Source organism: Natronorubrum sediminis (assembly GCF_900108095.1).
Lineage (GTDB): Archaea > Halobacteriota > Halobacteria > Halobacteriales > Natrialbaceae > Natronorubrum > Natronorubrum sediminis.
On the sequence record NZ_FNWL01000001.1, the window covers coordinates 1089519 to 1103783 of the forward strand.

Sequence of the window (14265 nt, forward strand, 5' to 3'; positions counted from 1 at the left end):
TTGAAGGCGAGGTGGTAAAATATGTCGGCAGCGGCCCAGCCCGACGCATAACTCACTCGAGCACGAAGGAAGCGTATGGACGAGGAACGTCTGGGTGAGGGTGCCGATCACCTCGCCCTCGCGCTCGGCTGTGCGTGGAGTGACGACCGGGGCTGGGAGTTGCTGACGAAGCTCACCGAACTCCCACATCGGATGGGTGGCTCGCCCGGGGAGCGACGAGCCGCCGACCTCGTCGGCGAGGCGTTTATCGACGCCGGCCTCACCGACGTACAGCAAGCGGAGTTCTCGATGCAACACTGGGAACGGGGAACGACGGAATTCGCCGTCTTAGATACCGTGGGAGGAGACGGCGAGTCCGAGTCGGGTCGCCCGTTCGAGGCGATTGCGCTGCCCTACGCGCCGGCGGGCGACGTACAGGGCCCGCTGGTCGACGTCGGTTACGGAACCCCGGCGGAACTCGAGGATATCGACCTGCAGGGGAAAATTGCGGTCGCGAGTACGACGACGCCGTCCGGGCAGCGATTCGTCCACCGGATGGAGAAGTTCGGTCACGCGGTCGCTGCCGGAGCCGACGCGTTCATCTTCGCAAACCACATTCCCGGCCAGTTGCCGCCGACGGGGGCGTTGAAGTTCGACGCCGAAGCCGCGATGCCGGGAGTCGGCGTCAGCGCCGAAACCCACGGCTGGCTCCGCGAGTACGCCGACCGCGGCGCTCGAGCCCGGGTCCGAGTCGACGCCTCGACCGAACCGGGCTCGAGTCAGAACGTCCACGGCACGCTCGGGCCGGACACGGACGAGGAGGTGCTCGTCGTCGCCCACTACGACGCCCACGACACCTCCGAAGGGGCGCTCGACAACGGCTGTGGCATCGCGACCGTCGCGGGGGCGAGTGCGATCCTCGCCGAACTCGAAGCTGACCTCGAGTGTCGGGTTCGCGTCGCCGGCGTCGGCTGCGAGGAGATCGGCTTGCTGGGTGCCGACGCCTTGGCCGACGAACTCGACCTCGAGTCGATTCGCGCGGTGATCAACGTCGACGGTGCGGGTCGGTTTCGTACGCTTCGGGCGTACTCACACGGCTCCACGGCGATCGAAGCGATGGCCGAGGAAGTCACGGACGCGGCTGGACAGCCGGTTTCTCACGAGCCGGATCCACATCCGTTCAGCGATCACTGGCCGTTCCTTCGCGAGGGCGTCCCGGCGCTCCAGTTACACAGCGAGCCACCCGAGGGCGCCGAACGGGGGCGCGGGTGGGGGCACACGGCGGCGGACACGCGCGACAAGGTCGATCCGCGGAATCTCCGAGAGCACGCCATGCTGACGGCGTTGTTGGTTCGGGACGCGACGCGCCGTCAGTTCCCGCGTCGTGACGAGGGCGACCTCCGTGAACAGTTGCAATCCCAGTCCTACGAACCGGGAATGCGCGCCGCCGACATCTGGCCTCGGTCGTGGGACGATTTATCTGAGACGTGAGGATTCATCTGAGACGTCATCGTCTACAAATCGGGTGCACAAGCAGGCCTCCCTCTCCGTCGTGATTCGGACAAGGATTTAACTGCTGGTGACGACTTTCGACGACAATGAGTGATCTGGGGGATGGGGCACGGTCGGACGCCGATATCGACAGTGAACTACTCCATGCACGATCCTTCCGAACGCTCGCCGAAAACGTGTCGGAAAGCGTCTATCAACTGGATTCGGACGGCCACTTTCTTGCGGTCAACGACGCGTTCGTCGAGGCGAGCGGATACGACCGCGACGCGCTGGTCGGTGAACACGCCTCACTCGTCGTCGATGAGCCAACGCGCTCGCGACTCGAGGACGACGTTTGCTCGTCGCTCGAGCGCGAGGACGAGACGATCGAGTCACTCGAGTTTGTGCTCGAAACGGCCGGTGGGGAACGGCTATCGGGTGAAGCGACAGTCGAAGGGGTTCGCGTCGATGGAGAGTTCGCCGGGTGTATCGCCGTCGTTCGTGACCTCGAAGGTGATGACGATTCTGGGGATCACCAGCGACCGACGGTGAACACGAGCGAACCGATTCCGTCGGTCATGGACGAAGCCGACATCGGCGTGTTCGTCCTCGACGAATCGTTCGATATCGCGTGGATCAACGGGACGATCGAGACGTATTTCGGAATCGACCGGGCCGAGGTCGTCGGTCGGAACAAGCCGACGGTCATCGACGAGACGATCAAGGACACCTTTGTCGACCCCGAGACGTTCGCGACGAACGTCCTCGCGACCTACGAGGACAACACGTACGTCGAGGAGTTCGAGTGTCGGATTACGGGCGGCGATGGCCGTGAGGATCGGTGGCTCGAGCATCGGAGCAAACCGATCGAGTCGGGCCGGTACGCGGGTGGGCGGATCGAACTATACTACGACGTGACGCAGCGAAAGGAGTCAGAACGGGCCCAACTCGAGAGCGAGCAACGATTTCAATCGCTGGTAGACGCAGTCGAAGAGTACGCGATTTTTATGCTCGACACGGACGGGAACATCGTGAGCTGGAACGGTGGTGCCGAACAGATCAAGGGCTACGAGGCCGAGGACGTCATCGGCGAGCATATCTCGCTGTTTTATACGGAAGCGGATCGGAAAAACGGCATTCCCGAGCGAAATCTCAAACGGGCGAGAGAACGCGGTTCGATCGAAGACGAAGGCTGGCGCGTCCGAGCAGACGGAGCCGAGTTCTGGGCGAACGTGACGATCACCTCGATTCGAAACGACGGCGAATTGCAGGGGTTCGCGAAGGTTACGCGGGATATGTCCGATCGACGAGAGCGCGAACGACAACTCCAGCGCGAACGCGACCTCACGGAGCAAATTCTCGAGACAAGTCCCGTCGGGATCGCCGTCGTCAACCGCGATGGAACGACCAACCGGGCGAACGAACGGATGGCCGACTTGCTCGGATTGTCGGGATCGAATATGGCGGCTTACACCGCGGGCCAACGGGAGATGTTCGACGCAGACGGGCAGTTCGTTCCGGTCGAGGATCGGCCTGCGAGTCGCGTCTTCGAGACGGGACAGCCGGTGTACGACAAGGATATTCGTCTCGAGCTACCCGACGAGCAACAGCGCTGGCTCTCCGTCAACGCGACGCCGATCACCGACGACCGAGGAGAGCCCGAACAGGTGGTCACGACAGCGACGGACATTACGGATCTCAAGAAGTTAATCGAGCGTCGGAAACGCAAACTCGAGGAGCGAGAGAAGGAACTCGCCGCCGTCCAACTCGCCACGGACTTACTCGAGACCGGCGACCAGCCGGTCGACGAATTGCTCGACGAGTTCGTTTCGAAGCTCCCTCAGTCCTTTCACGCACCGGAACTCACTGACGCACGGGTCACATTCGGCAGGCACGAGGCGACGACCGATGGGTACGAACCCCTCGAACGGTCGATTACGGCCCACAGCGCGACGGCCAGTGGAACGCGAATCGCAATCGACGTCGTCACCCGGCACGAAACCGACGAGTCGTTTATCGACGAGGAGCGAGAGTTGATCGACACCTTAGCGACCCTGTTGACCTTTCACTTCGAGCGCCAGGAGTACATCGACGAGTTGCGTGCAGAAACCAGACGACTGGAACAGTTCGCCTACGCGGCCAGTCACGACCTGCAGGAACCGCTTCGGATGATCTCGAGTTACCTCCAACTCATCGAGGGTCGGTACGGAGACGACCTCGACGAGGACGGACGCGAATTCCTCGCGTTCGCCGTCGACGGTGCCGAACGCATGCGAGAGATGATTCAGGGGCTGCTCGCGTACTCTCGCATCGAAACGCGGGGCAGTCCGTTGACGCCGGTCGATCTCGATACGGTCCTCGAGGAGGTGATCGCCGACCTCGAGGTTCGACTCGAAGAGAGTGGTGCAACGGTGAACGCGGAGTCGCTTCCGACGGTCGAGGGAGACGCCAGTCAGTTACGGCGAGTCTTCCAGAACGTCCTCGACAACGCGATCGAGTACAGCGAGGGAGAGCCACAGATCACCATCTCAGCTGCTCGAGCGCACGATAAGTGGACGATCACCGTCGAAGACGAAGGAATCGGCATCGACCCGGACGACGCAGAGCGGATCTTCGAGGTGTTCACGCGACTTCACAGTCGCAGCGAGCACGAAGGAACCGGCATCGGACTCGCGCTCTGTCGACGGGTCGTCGAACGCCACGGCGGAGAGATCTGGGTCGACTCGAAACCCGGCGAAGGAGCGGCCTTCTCGTTCACGTTACCGGCCGTCTAACGTTCGTCTCGCCACCTGTCGGTACCGACCCGAGGCCGACGGCGACTCTGTCGATCTCGAGGAGTATTAGAACGGAACGTCGTCCGAGATTTCACGTCCGGTACCCTCGGTCAGGCCGTCGAAGCCCGTGCTCACCGAGACGGTCTCGATTTCCTCGACGTCGTTTGGCAGCCGTCGTTGAATCGCCTGCGTCGTCATCGGCGAGACGCCACAGCCACTACAGGCACCGCTCAGATTGATCTCCACGTGGCCCGCCTCGAGATCGACCTCGGTGATCGAGGAATCGCCGCCGTGGGCCTGAATCTGTGGAAAATTCCGCTGGAGGAACATCGATACGTCCGCTCGAACCTCGTCTTCTGACGACTGTGGGGCGGATTCACTCATGTGCGAACCTAGTCGCTGGACGAGTATATCAGTGTTCACTGCTCGAGTCGAGTCCGCTCGTATCGATCGAATCGGCCATCATCCCCGCATTTCGGCGTCGACGGCCGTTCGAACGGTTCGAGCGACGCCGAGCATCGCGATGAACGAACCGGCGACGACGAGGGCGACGAAGATGAAAATGCCGATGCCGACCGCGCCGACGTTCGAGTACTCGAGCAGCGGCGAGACGACCTGATACCCCAGGTAGATGATGATCAGCCCCGCTGCGACGTGCAGCGACGCCCGCCAGTACGCACCGTACTCCTCCGGAGACAGTTCCATGCTCCGAGGTGTCGGGCGCGGTACAAAAATGCTCGTCACCGTCCGTCGACGCCGTCGGAGAGTTGGCCTGCCACGCGTCCGGCCGTCCGTCGGTCGATCCGTCGCGTCTCGAAAATCTCGCGGGCGCTCGCGGCCGCCCGGTCGTCGCGCTCGAACGCGAGAGCAGGGTAGTCGACGTCGGTCAAGACGAGCGGTTCCGGCGGTGCAGGGGCGACGCCCTCGTGGCCGGGCAACGGCTCTGGTGCGAACACGCGGTCGACCTTCTCGAGTGGAGCCTCGCCGCTCGCAATCGAGTGGGCGAGTGAGACGAGTCGCCGGACGAGTTCGCGAGCGAAGCCACCAGCACTGACGGAAACGACGAAGTAAGGGTCGTCGCGGGCGGCCTCGAGCGTCGGCGCGCGCTCGGTGTTGTGGTCGTCCGGCGTGAGGTTGTGGAAATCGTGGTGCCCGGAGAGAGCGTCACAGGCGGCGCGGAACCGGTCGTCGTCGATGGCCTGTTCGCTCTCGAGACGACTTGACGCGTTGGCGAGCGGCGCGTAGAGGTGGTACGTGTACTCCCGACGGGCGGCGTCGTGTGTCGCGTGAAAGTCCGGCGGTGCGTCGCTCGCGGCCCACGCCCGAACGTCGGCGGGGAGTTCGGCGTTCATCGCTCGCGGGGTGAGCCAGTCGGGTGCCTCGAACGCGACGGTCTGTGCGAGCGCGGAGACGCCGGCGTCCGTTCGGCCTGCGGCGGCGTACCCCAGCGGCTTATTCGCGTCGGCCGAGACGACCTCGAGCGAGACGAGCGCGTCGAAAATGGCGTCCTCGACGGTCGGGACGTCGGGCTGGCGCTGGAAGCCGTAGTACCCGGTGCCGTCGTAGGCGATCCGAAAGGCGCGCTTGCGCATCGATCGGATCGAGGGGAGCCAGCGTGTTAGGCGCGTCGAACGGGCGCAATCGCGTGCCGTCGGTTCGCACCCGATTTCCCCGGCCGACTCAGTTCCGCGTGGCCTCGCGGTCGTCGGCCAGTCGGGGATGGACCGTCTCCCAGTCGTTGGGCAGGACGACACCCTCGAGTAGCGGATCGTTCGTCGCGTCCATCCACTCGAGTAACTCGTCTTTGAGCCGGTCGCGGGCGGCCACCGTCTCCGAATCCTTGGGACCCTCTCCCGCCGCGAGGTTGTCCTGCTCGAGGGGGTCGGCCTCGAGGTCGTAGAGCTCCTCGTAGGCGCGTTGCTCGCCGTAGAACTCCTCGCGGAGTTCGCGGCCGGCGTCGCTGCAGTAGATGTCGGTCGTCATGTAGACCGCGGGGAGGTGCCAGAAGTTTCGGATGTACTTCCACTGATCCGTTCGGATCGCGCGGATGGGGTTGTAGCGATCGTGCCAGGTCATGCCGGCGAAGATTCGATCTCGGGGTTCGTACTCGTCTCCCTCGTTGGTTCGCTCGTCGCTCTCGAGGAGCAACGGTGCAAGGCTCCGGCCGGCGATCGGCCGTTCGTTCGACGCCGTCGACTCGTCTCCCTCACTCGTCGTCTCGGGGCCGGTTTCGGGAACCGACGCGTCGGCGACCTCGAGCAGCGTCGCGAAGACGTCGACGTTGCTGACGAGGTCGTCGACGGTGCCGGCTTCGAACCCGTCGGGCCAGTGCATGAGCAGGGTCGCTTCGATCCCCGGATCGAAACAACAGCCCTTCGCTCGGGGCATGGCCAACCCGTGCTCGGTCGTGAACACGACGAGCGTTTCCTCGAGAATCCCCGCCGCCTCGAGTGCGTCGGTGATCGTCCCGATACCGTCGTCGATCGCGCCGACCATGCCGTCGATCTCGGCGATGTCCGACCGGATACTCGGCTCGTCGGGGAGGAACTCGAGCGGGGCGACCTCGTCGGGGTCGGGTGCACCGTATCGCTCGCCTTCGAAGCCGAAGCCGCCGTTTTCCTCGACGCGGTGGGCTTCGAAGAAGCCGACGGAGGCGAAGAAGGGGTCGTCGTGGTCGCCTGCCTCGAGGACGTCGGCGAGGTCGGCCCCTACGTCTCGAGCCCGGGACGTTTCGTGCACCGAGGGCGGTGCGTCCGCTGTCAACGATTCCTCGGTGTGGATCTGGTCGTAGCCGAGTCGGTCGGGAAACTTCGTGATGTGCTGGAGGCCAAAGAGATGCGTCTCGTAGCCGGCGTTCGAGAGGCACTCGGGGAGGAGGTGCTCGTCGTCTCCGAGTTCCCAGTTTCCGTGTGCGAGACCCAACATGCCGTTTTGATGGGGGTGTCGGCCGGTCATGAGACTCGAGCGACTGGGCGAACACTGGGGTGCCGTGACGAAGTGACGGTCGAATCGGACGCCCTCGGCAGCCAGCGTGTCGATCCGAGGCGTGTCGACGGCCGCGCCGTAACACCCGACGTATTTTCCGAGGTCGTGACAGTGAATCAAGACGATGTGTGGCCGGGTCATCGACATGAGATACGCCAACGGGGCGAGTAAGGGTTCGGACGACCCCGAGCGGGAGAGAGTCACTACACGGTGAAAAACGGGTGTACGTGTTGGTTTCTGCCCCCGAGGCACCTGCACTCGCTGGGGGGAGGGCCTTCCCTGCCAACGGCGGATGATGTGCCACCCATGGCGAATACCACCGATACCGGGGATTCGACGGCTAACGGACGTGACCCGGCGTCACATTCGACTTCGCGGAACGTCGTTCTCGTCGTTCTCGATACGGCTCGAGCGAAGACCAGCGGCCCGGAGACGAGTCCGACGCTCACGGCACTCGCGCGGGAGGGGATGTCCTTCGAAAACGCGTTCGCGACCGCGCCGTGGACGTTGCCCTCACACGCGTCGATGTTCACGGGAACGTACTCCTCCACGCACGGCACGCACGGCGGCCACACCTTCCTCGACGACGATTTGCGAACGCTTCCCGAAGCGCTCTCCGAAGCGGGCTACGAGACCGTCGGCGTCTCGAACAACACCTGGATTACCGAGGAGTTCGGCTTCGATCGGGGCTTCGACGACCTCAGGAAGGGCTGGCAGTACATCCAATCGGACGTCGATATGGGAACCGTCGTCCGCGGTGAGGACCTCCGAGAGAAACTCCAGGCGACTCGAGATCGACTGTTCGAGGGCAATCCGCTGGTCAACACCGCGAACGTCCTCTACAGCGAACTCTTCCAGCCGAGTGGCGACGACGGCTCCGCCCGCTCGACGGCCTGGATTCGAAACTGGCTCGACGGGCGAGACGACGAGCAACCGTTCTTCCTCTTCTGTAACTTCATCGAGCCCCACGTCGAGTACGACCCCCCGCGTGCGTACGCCGAGCGTTTCCTCCCCGGGGACGCGAGTTACGCGGAGGCGACGGCGATCAGACAGGACCCGCGCGCCTACGACTGCGAGGACTACGAACTCACCGAACGGGATTTCGAGCTTCTTCGCGGACTCTATCGGGCGGAACTCGCGTACGTCGACGACCAGCTCGCGGCCCTCCGGAGCGCACTCGAGGACGCGGGCGAGTGGGAGGACACCCTTTTCGTCGTCTGTGGCGACCACGGTGAACACATCGGCGAACACGGCTTCTTCGGCCACCAGTACAACCTCTACGACACCCTGATCAACGTCCCGCTGGTCGCCCACGGCGGCCCGTTCACCGACGGCGGCACGCGAGACGATCTCGTCCAACTGCTCGACCTGCCGGCGACCATCCTCGAGACCGTCGGCGTCGACGACCCAAAACTCCTCGAGCAGGGCTCGAGTCGGTCGTTGCACCCCCAGTCGACGGACCCATCGCGAGAGGCCGTCTTCGCCGAGTACGTCGCGCCACAGCCGTCGATCGATCGGCTCGAGGCGCGCTTCGGCGACATTCCGGAACGCGTTCGGGAGTACGACCGCCGGTTGCGAGCGGTCCGGACGGCGACGCACAAGTACGTCCGCGGCGACGACGGGTTCGAACGACTCCACGACGTGAGAAGCGACCCACAGGAGCGAACGAACGTCGCGGATCGAGACCCAGAACGAGCGCGCGACCTCCGAACCCGCCTCGAGGAGCAGTTCGGCTCGCTCGAGGAGGCCGACGTGTCCGGCGCGGGTGCTGAGACGGGGGCGGTCGCGATGCGCGACGGGACGAAAGAACGCCTCGCGGATCTGGGATACCTCTGAGGATGACCGACGGGAGGTGTCTTCTGGGGCGATCGTCGCGACGCGTACACTAACGGCGTGCTCACCTTCGCGCTCGAGACGAGGGCCGGCATTCGTTAACGCAGACGGGCGACTTTGGAAGGGACGGAGCGTCGTGCCAGCACCAGTCTTTTGCGCGAGAGCGCGCTATCGTACACATCTCCGATGTCACCGTTGCACGATCGCCTCGAGAGTGACGGATTCATTCCCTTCTTTCGCTCCTACACGAAGACCTGGATTCACACCGTCGCGACGGCCGGGCTGACCGCCTTCGGTACTCTCACCATCGTCCACCGCTGGTTCGCCGGACTCGCCCTCGCGTCGTACATCCTCCCGCCACTCGTTCTCTACATCAGATACGGCAAGCGAGGCGAGGAGACGCGGGTGGACGACCGCGACGCGACTCGAGGCGACGATCACGACGAACCGACAGCCGAGCCACCGTCAGAGACGGCCACAAATGCCACGTCGAGGGCAGAGCCGGTGCGAGAAACCGACGGGGAGCCCACTCGAGAGCGCCGACAGTCGGAGCCAGCTCCCGACGAGGGGGCACGCGAGCGGCGACCGGCAGGCGAAACGGGAGGGACACCAGAACGGGCTACCGCTGCACGCGAGGGCGACGAAGGCGGCACAGTTCACGAGACCGGCGTCGAAGACGACACAGTAGACGAAGCCGGCGACGGTGATGTCGCAGTAGACGAGACCGGTGACAGGAGCGCCGAAGTGGGCGAAGCCGACGACAGCGATGTCGAAGTGGGCGAAGCCGACGACAGCGACGAGACCTCGGGCGAGCGTCAACGCGAGCGCGAGGCCGAGTCATCGTCCGCCGATTGGACGGCCACCGACTCCCCCGCAGCCGTCTCGCTTCGTGACGTCGTCATCACCTCGAGTGGCAGCTACGCCGTCGGTGACGGCGGCGTCGTCCTCGGCCGTGGTGAAGACGGCGAGTGGTCAATCCTTCTCGAGGACGGCCCCGCAGCGGGCGGCAACGACCTCCACGGCGTGGATGCGACGAGCGACGGCGGCGCGATCTGGGTCGCCGGGGCCAGCGGCTCGCTAGGCCGTCTCGATCCCGAAACCGGCAGACACGTCGACTACACCGCGCCAGAGGACATCACGGATAACTGGCTGGGCGTCGCCGTCGGCGGGTCGAGCGGCGAGGAAACCGTCCTCTTGATCACCGGCTCCGGAGCCGTTCTCCGCGGGACGTACGGTGACGGCGAGGTCGCGTGGACGGGCCCGGAGAAACCCGGCAGCGGCTCGAGTCTGTCCGCGATCACCCTCGATGACGGCGTCGGCTACTGCTGTGACACCAACGACGGCGTGTTCGAGACGACCGACGGCGGCGACTCGTTCGAGCGAATCGGACTCGAGGGTGCTGACGGGACGCTCACCAACGTTGTGACGACCGACGACGGCACCTGTCTCGTGAGCGCCGACGACGGAGTCGTCCACCGCTACGACGAGACGACGTGGACCCCCGAACGCGTCACCGATGGGACGATACAGGGACTCGCGACAGCAGGCGAGCGCGTCGTCGCGTGCGGCGACGGGACGATCTACGAACGCGAGGACCCAGCGGCTGAGTGGGAAGCGTTCGAAACGGACTCGAGCGACTCGCTGCTGGCGGTTTCGGTCGCGGACGCTCGAGGAGTAGCGGTCGGCGAGAACGGCGAGATTATCGAGCGAACGTAACTGGGCGATCAGAGGAGGCCGACCGCGAGGACGACGGCAAACACCGCGAGTGCCAGTGTGAGGACGGTTCCGGCGACCAGCGGAACGTTTTCCGTGGCTTTCTCTCGGATCGACATCGCGGCGTACTCCTCGCCGAAGGCCTCGGCGTTCGCCTCGCTGTAGAAGTACATCGTCCGGAACGCGAATCGCTCCGTGACCGCACAGTCCGTACAGACCGGTTCGCCCTCGAGTCGCTCCGTCTCGATGTGGTCGTCGCAGTTGATGCTGCCACAGTTCGGACAGTACGTGTACGTCTCCTCGGGGTCGGCCCTCTCGCAATGGACACACTTGGCGAACTCGTTCGTCGTCGTCGCTCGAGAGGGACCGGCGGCGTAGTAGTTGTACGTGTACGTGTAGTCGCCGAGCGAGAGCGTCGACTGAACGTGTGGTGCGTAGACTGGGTCGATCGACCAGATCGAGATGTCAGACGGTCTGGGCGTGCAATTCTTCTCGTAGTCCAGATTGTTCTCGCCCGTATAGTGGACCGTCGTCGAGTGCGTTTGCTGGACTCGGTCGATCGCCCACTGTTTGTACCTCGTCTCCGTCTGACCGAATCGGTCGACATCGACGCCGTCGAACGTTCGCTCGAGGTCGACGCTCTCGAGGGGAACCCGGGGGGCTGAGCGATTCGAGACGAGTGATCTGACGTCGGCGTCTGCGATCCGTGGCGAGTCGCTTCCAGCGTGCAACACGAGGTCATCCATTTCGTCGACCTGATGGACGACGCCAGCGGCCGTCTCGAACGTGGCGCTCGTCTTCGCGTGAACGGCTACCATCGGTTCCAACGAGACGGTCGTTTCGGGGGTCGGAACGGTCACCGACTCGAGGTTCTCGATGTTCTGCAGGGCGTCGAAGACCGGTGCGTCGCGGCCGGCGGTCGGGTGCATCGGCCGAAGCGCCTCTTCACAGCTGATCTCGATCCGGCCGTTGTAGAGGTCCATCCCGATGCCATCACCCAGTTCGCTGATGGCAGTGCCATCGAGGAGTTCGATGCCACCGTCTCGTCTGGATCCGAGCTCGTCGACGTACTCGCGCGCGGCGTCGGTAAATCGACCGGTCGTAACTACCATTCCGCGAACGGGGCCCTCGGAGTCGTGCGCTTCGACGACCGAGTGGAGGGTTTCGACCGGCCCTCGGCCGACTGCCTTCGCGTGTTCACAGGCGACGACGACTGCTCGGTGGTGACCGTCGACGGTCTCCTCCATCAGAATATCCCGGCCCGTTTCGGCCGTCTGACGTGTTTGGCGGACGTTCTCGTACCCGAGGTTCCGGAACACGTCCTCCATCAGGTCCTCGAACTCGTAGTCCGAGAGGTCGTCCAGGATCGCCATCGCGTTCACTGATACTAGAGACTCCAACACCGATAGCATTTTGGATTGTGAGATGGTTCCAAATGCCAACGTGACGAATCACTCTCGCTCGTCGAGTGACCCGTGAAACGCCTTTTGTTGTCTCTCACGTGGGACTACTCATGGCAACCGATCCCGACGACCTCGAGCTCAGCGACAGTGAAGCAGCCGCCCTCCACGACCTCCAACTCGGCATCGAGTACGTGTATCGGGCCTACGGCTCCTTACTCGAGTTCCACCACCAACTCGGCCACGCAATGGATCGAATGAGCGACGCCGAGGACGACCTCAGAGACGCCGGTCACGAGGAGTGGGCGAACGAACTCCGAGACGAGCACCTCCCCGCGGGAGCGATCAGCGACCAGTGGACGTTCGAACTCGTCGAGGAGTTCTCTACGGAGTTCCTCGAGGAGGTCGACGCCTTCGAATCGAACGTCAGAGACGAACTCGCCGACGGCATCGACCACGTGACCGAACGACGTCAGAAGCAACGGCTTCGCGACCGGGCTAAACGAGAGGACTGACGGGCGAAACGAAACGGCTGCCGGACTGGACGAGAGAAGTTCGAGCCGAATGAGAGAACGCACTGCTCGAGCGTATCCGCCGCGAAACTAACGCTTTTGTATCACACCGCTGGAATTAGGTCATGGTATCAAATACCACGGGCCTATCCGCCGCTGGACTGGCACGGCGGATCCGCGACCGCGATCTCGCTCCGAGCGAGGTCGTCGAGGACCACCTCGAGCGGATTCGCGAACGAAACGAGCGGACGAACGCGTTCGTTACGGTCACCGACGAGCTGGCCCGCGAGATGGCCGCCGACGCGGAACGCGCCCTCGAGGCTGGTGATCCGCTCGGGCCGCTCCACGGAGTTCCCGTCGCAATCAAAGACCTCGACGACGTCGAGGGCGTTCGGACGACGTCGGGGTCACTCCTTTTCGAGGACCGCACCGCCGACGCGGATTCGCCGTTCGTCGCCAGGCTGAAAGAGGCGGGCGCGATCGTGGTCGGCAAGACCAACCCGCCGGAGTTCGGTCTCGGAACGACGACGGACAACCGGGTCGCCGGGCCGACGGGGACGCCGTTCGATCCCGACCGCGTCGCCGGCGGCTCCTCGGGTGGCGCGGCCGCGGCACTCGCCGACCGGTTGGTCCCCCTCGCGCCGGGCTCAGACGCCGGCGGATCGATCCGTATTCCGGCGAGCCTCTGTGGCGTGTACGGACTCAAGCCGACCTACGGACTGGTCCCGAACGTCGGTCGACCAAACGGCTTCGCGAGCCATACACCGTTCTCCCACGAGGGTCCGATGGCCCGCACCGTCGAGGACGTGGCCCTCTCGCTCGACGTGATGGCGGGGACGCATCCGCGCGATCCCTTTTCAGTTCCCGTGACCGACGACTACCGTGCAGCCGTCGACCGACCGATCGACGAGCTAACGATCGCGTACAGCCCGGACATGGGCGTGTTTCCCGTCGAACCCGCCGTTCGGGACGTTCTCGAGGAAGCCGTCACCGAACTCGAGCGTGCCGGGGCGACCGTCGACGAGGTAGACCCCGACCTCGGTCACGACCAAGCGGAGTTACTGGACGCGTTCTACACGATGGCGACCGTCCGATGGCAGTCGCTATTCGACACGCTCGAGGACCAGGGATTCGATCCGCGCGGAGCCGACCGCGACCGACTGCGACCCTACCTCGTCGATCTCGTGTTAGACGCCGAGACGCCGACCACGAGGGAGGCTGCCCAGGCTGACGTGGTCCGAACGACCGTCTACGACGGCCTGGAGGACTGCTTCGAGGAGTACGACCTGCTCGCGACGGCGACGCTCGCCACGACCGCGTTCGCACACGGCGAGGAACCCGAAACGATCGACGGCGTCGAGGTCGAGCCGCTGCGCGGCTGGGTGCTCACGCAACCGTACAACTTCACCGGTCACCCCGCCGCGTCGGTTCCCGCCGGATTCGTCGACGACCTCCCCGTCGGTATGCAACTCGCCGGCCCCCGGTTCGCCGACGCCGACGTCATCGCGGCCAGCGCCGCCCTCGAGCGACGGCGGCCGTGGATCGATCGCTACCCCGCATGAGGACGGGTCCACGCGC

Annotated in this window: 11 protein-coding genes; 6 read left to right on the top strand and 5 right to left on the bottom strand. The window is 64.5% G+C overall.

The window, feature by feature from the left end; translation table 11 throughout:
- Positions 1-75 precede the first annotated feature (75 nt).
- A complete protein-coding gene (locus BLW62_RS05340; protein ID WP_090505843.1) occupies positions 76-1470 on the top strand; it encodes a M28 family peptidase in 1395 nt (464 codons plus the stop codon).
- 107 nt (positions 1471-1577) lie between these two features.
- The gene (locus tag BLW62_RS05345; protein WP_090505845.1) at positions 1578-4244 is read left to right on the top strand and encodes a PAS domain S-box protein; all 2667 of its coding nucleotides are present in this window, start codon (positions 1578-1580) and stop codon (positions 4242-4244) included.
- A 66-nt stretch (positions 4245-4310) separates the two neighbouring features.
- Here BLW62_RS05345 and BLW62_RS05350 read toward each other — a convergent pair whose 3' ends face one another.
- The 4 genes from BLW62_RS05350 to BLW62_RS05365 form a co-directional block, all read right to left on the bottom strand.
- Positions 4311-4628, bottom strand: coding sequence for a NifU family protein (locus tag BLW62_RS05350; RefSeq protein ID WP_076579790.1), 318 nt, complete (start codon positions 4626-4628; stop codon positions 4311-4313).
- 78 nt (positions 4629-4706) lie between these two features.
- Positions 4707-4949: a hypothetical protein gene (locus BLW62_RS05355; protein ID WP_090505847.1), complete on the bottom strand. Its 243-nt coding sequence runs from the start codon at positions 4947-4949 to the stop codon at positions 4707-4709.
- A gap of 35 nt (positions 4950-4984) precedes the next feature.
- Positions 4985-5836 carry a tRNA pseudouridine(38-40) synthase TruA gene (truA, locus tag BLW62_RS05360; RefSeq protein WP_090505849.1) on the bottom strand — a complete coding sequence of 284 codons (852 nt, stop codon included), beginning with the start codon at positions 5834-5836 and terminating at the stop codon, positions 4985-4987.
- An 88-nt stretch (positions 5837-5924) separates the two neighbouring features.
- The gene (locus BLW62_RS05365) at positions 5925-7370 is read right to left on the bottom strand and encodes a sulfatase family protein (protein ID WP_090506430.1); all 1446 of its coding nucleotides are present in this window, start codon (positions 7368-7370) and stop codon (positions 5925-5927) included.
- 165 nt (positions 7371-7535) lie between these two features.
- Between BLW62_RS05365 and BLW62_RS05370 the strand changes: the two genes are divergently transcribed.
- Positions 7536-9065 carry a sulfatase gene (locus BLW62_RS05370; protein WP_090505851.1) on the top strand — a complete coding sequence of 510 codons (1530 nt, stop codon included), beginning with the start codon at positions 7536-7538 and terminating at the stop codon, positions 9063-9065.
- 183 nt (positions 9066-9248) lie between these two features.
- A complete protein-coding gene (locus BLW62_RS05375) occupies positions 9249-10778 on the top strand; it encodes a hypothetical protein (RefSeq protein ID WP_090505853.1) in 1530 nt (509 codons plus the stop codon).
- An 8-nt stretch (positions 10779-10786) separates the two neighbouring features.
- Here the strand turns inward: BLW62_RS05375 and BLW62_RS05380 are convergent, their stop codons facing one another.
- Positions 10787-12148: a restriction endonuclease gene (locus tag BLW62_RS05380; protein ID WP_090505855.1), complete on the bottom strand. Its 1362-nt coding sequence runs from the start codon at positions 12146-12148 to the stop codon at positions 10787-10789.
- Between the two features lie 140 nt (positions 12149-12288).
- Between BLW62_RS05380 and BLW62_RS05385 the strand changes: the two genes are divergently transcribed.
- Positions 12289-12690, top strand: a complete 402-nt coding sequence (locus tag BLW62_RS05385; RefSeq protein ID WP_090505857.1) for a hypothetical protein — start codon at positions 12289-12291, stop codon at positions 12688-12690.
- 122 nt (positions 12691-12812) lie between these two features.
- Positions 12813-14249 (top strand): amidase, encoded by a 1437-nt coding sequence (locus BLW62_RS05390; RefSeq protein WP_090505859.1) that lies wholly within the window; start codon positions 12813-12815, stop codon positions 14247-14249.
- Positions 14250-14265: the final 16 nt, after the last annotated feature.

Excerpts from the sequence above, each read along its gene's own strand:
- BLW62_RS05340 (WP_090505843.1), top strand. The coding sequence starts at position 76 with ATGGACGAGGAACGTCTGGGTGAGGGTGCCGATCACCTCGCCCTCGCG.
- BLW62_RS05385 (WP_090505857.1), top strand. The coding sequence starts at position 12,289 with ATGGCAACCGATCCCGACGACCTCGAGCTCAGCGACAGTGAAGCAGCC.
- BLW62_RS05345 (WP_090505845.1), top strand. The coding sequence starts at position 1,578 with ATGAGTGATCTGGGGGATGGGGCACGGTCGGACGCCGATATCGACAGT.
- BLW62_RS05355 (WP_090505847.1), bottom strand. The coding sequence starts at position 4,949 with ATGGAACTGTCTCCGGAGGAGTACGGTGCGTACTGGCGGGCGTCGCTG.
- BLW62_RS05375 (WP_090505853.1), top strand. The coding sequence starts at position 9,249 with ATGTCACCGTTGCACGATCGCCTCGAGAGTGACGGATTCATTCCCTTC.
- BLW62_RS05370 (WP_090505851.1), top strand. The coding sequence starts at position 7,536 with ATGGCGAATACCACCGATACCGGGGATTCGACGGCTAACGGACGTGAC.
- BLW62_RS05380 (WP_090505855.1), bottom strand. The coding sequence starts at position 12,148 with ATGGCGATCCTGGACGACCTCTCGGACTACGAGTTCGAGGACCTGATG.
- BLW62_RS05365 (WP_090506430.1), bottom strand. The coding sequence starts at position 7,370 with ATGACCCGGCCACACATCGTCTTGATTCACTGTCACGACCTCGGAAAA.
- truA (WP_090505849.1), bottom strand. The coding sequence starts at position 5,836 with ATGCGCAAGCGCGCCTTTCGGATCGCCTACGACGGCACCGGGTACTAC.
- BLW62_RS05390 (WP_090505859.1), top strand. The coding sequence starts at position 12,813 with ATGGTATCAAATACCACGGGCCTATCCGCCGCTGGACTGGCACGGCGG.
- BLW62_RS05350 (WP_076579790.1), bottom strand. The coding sequence starts at position 4,628 with ATGAGTGAATCCGCCCCACAGTCGTCAGAAGACGAGGTTCGAGCGGAC.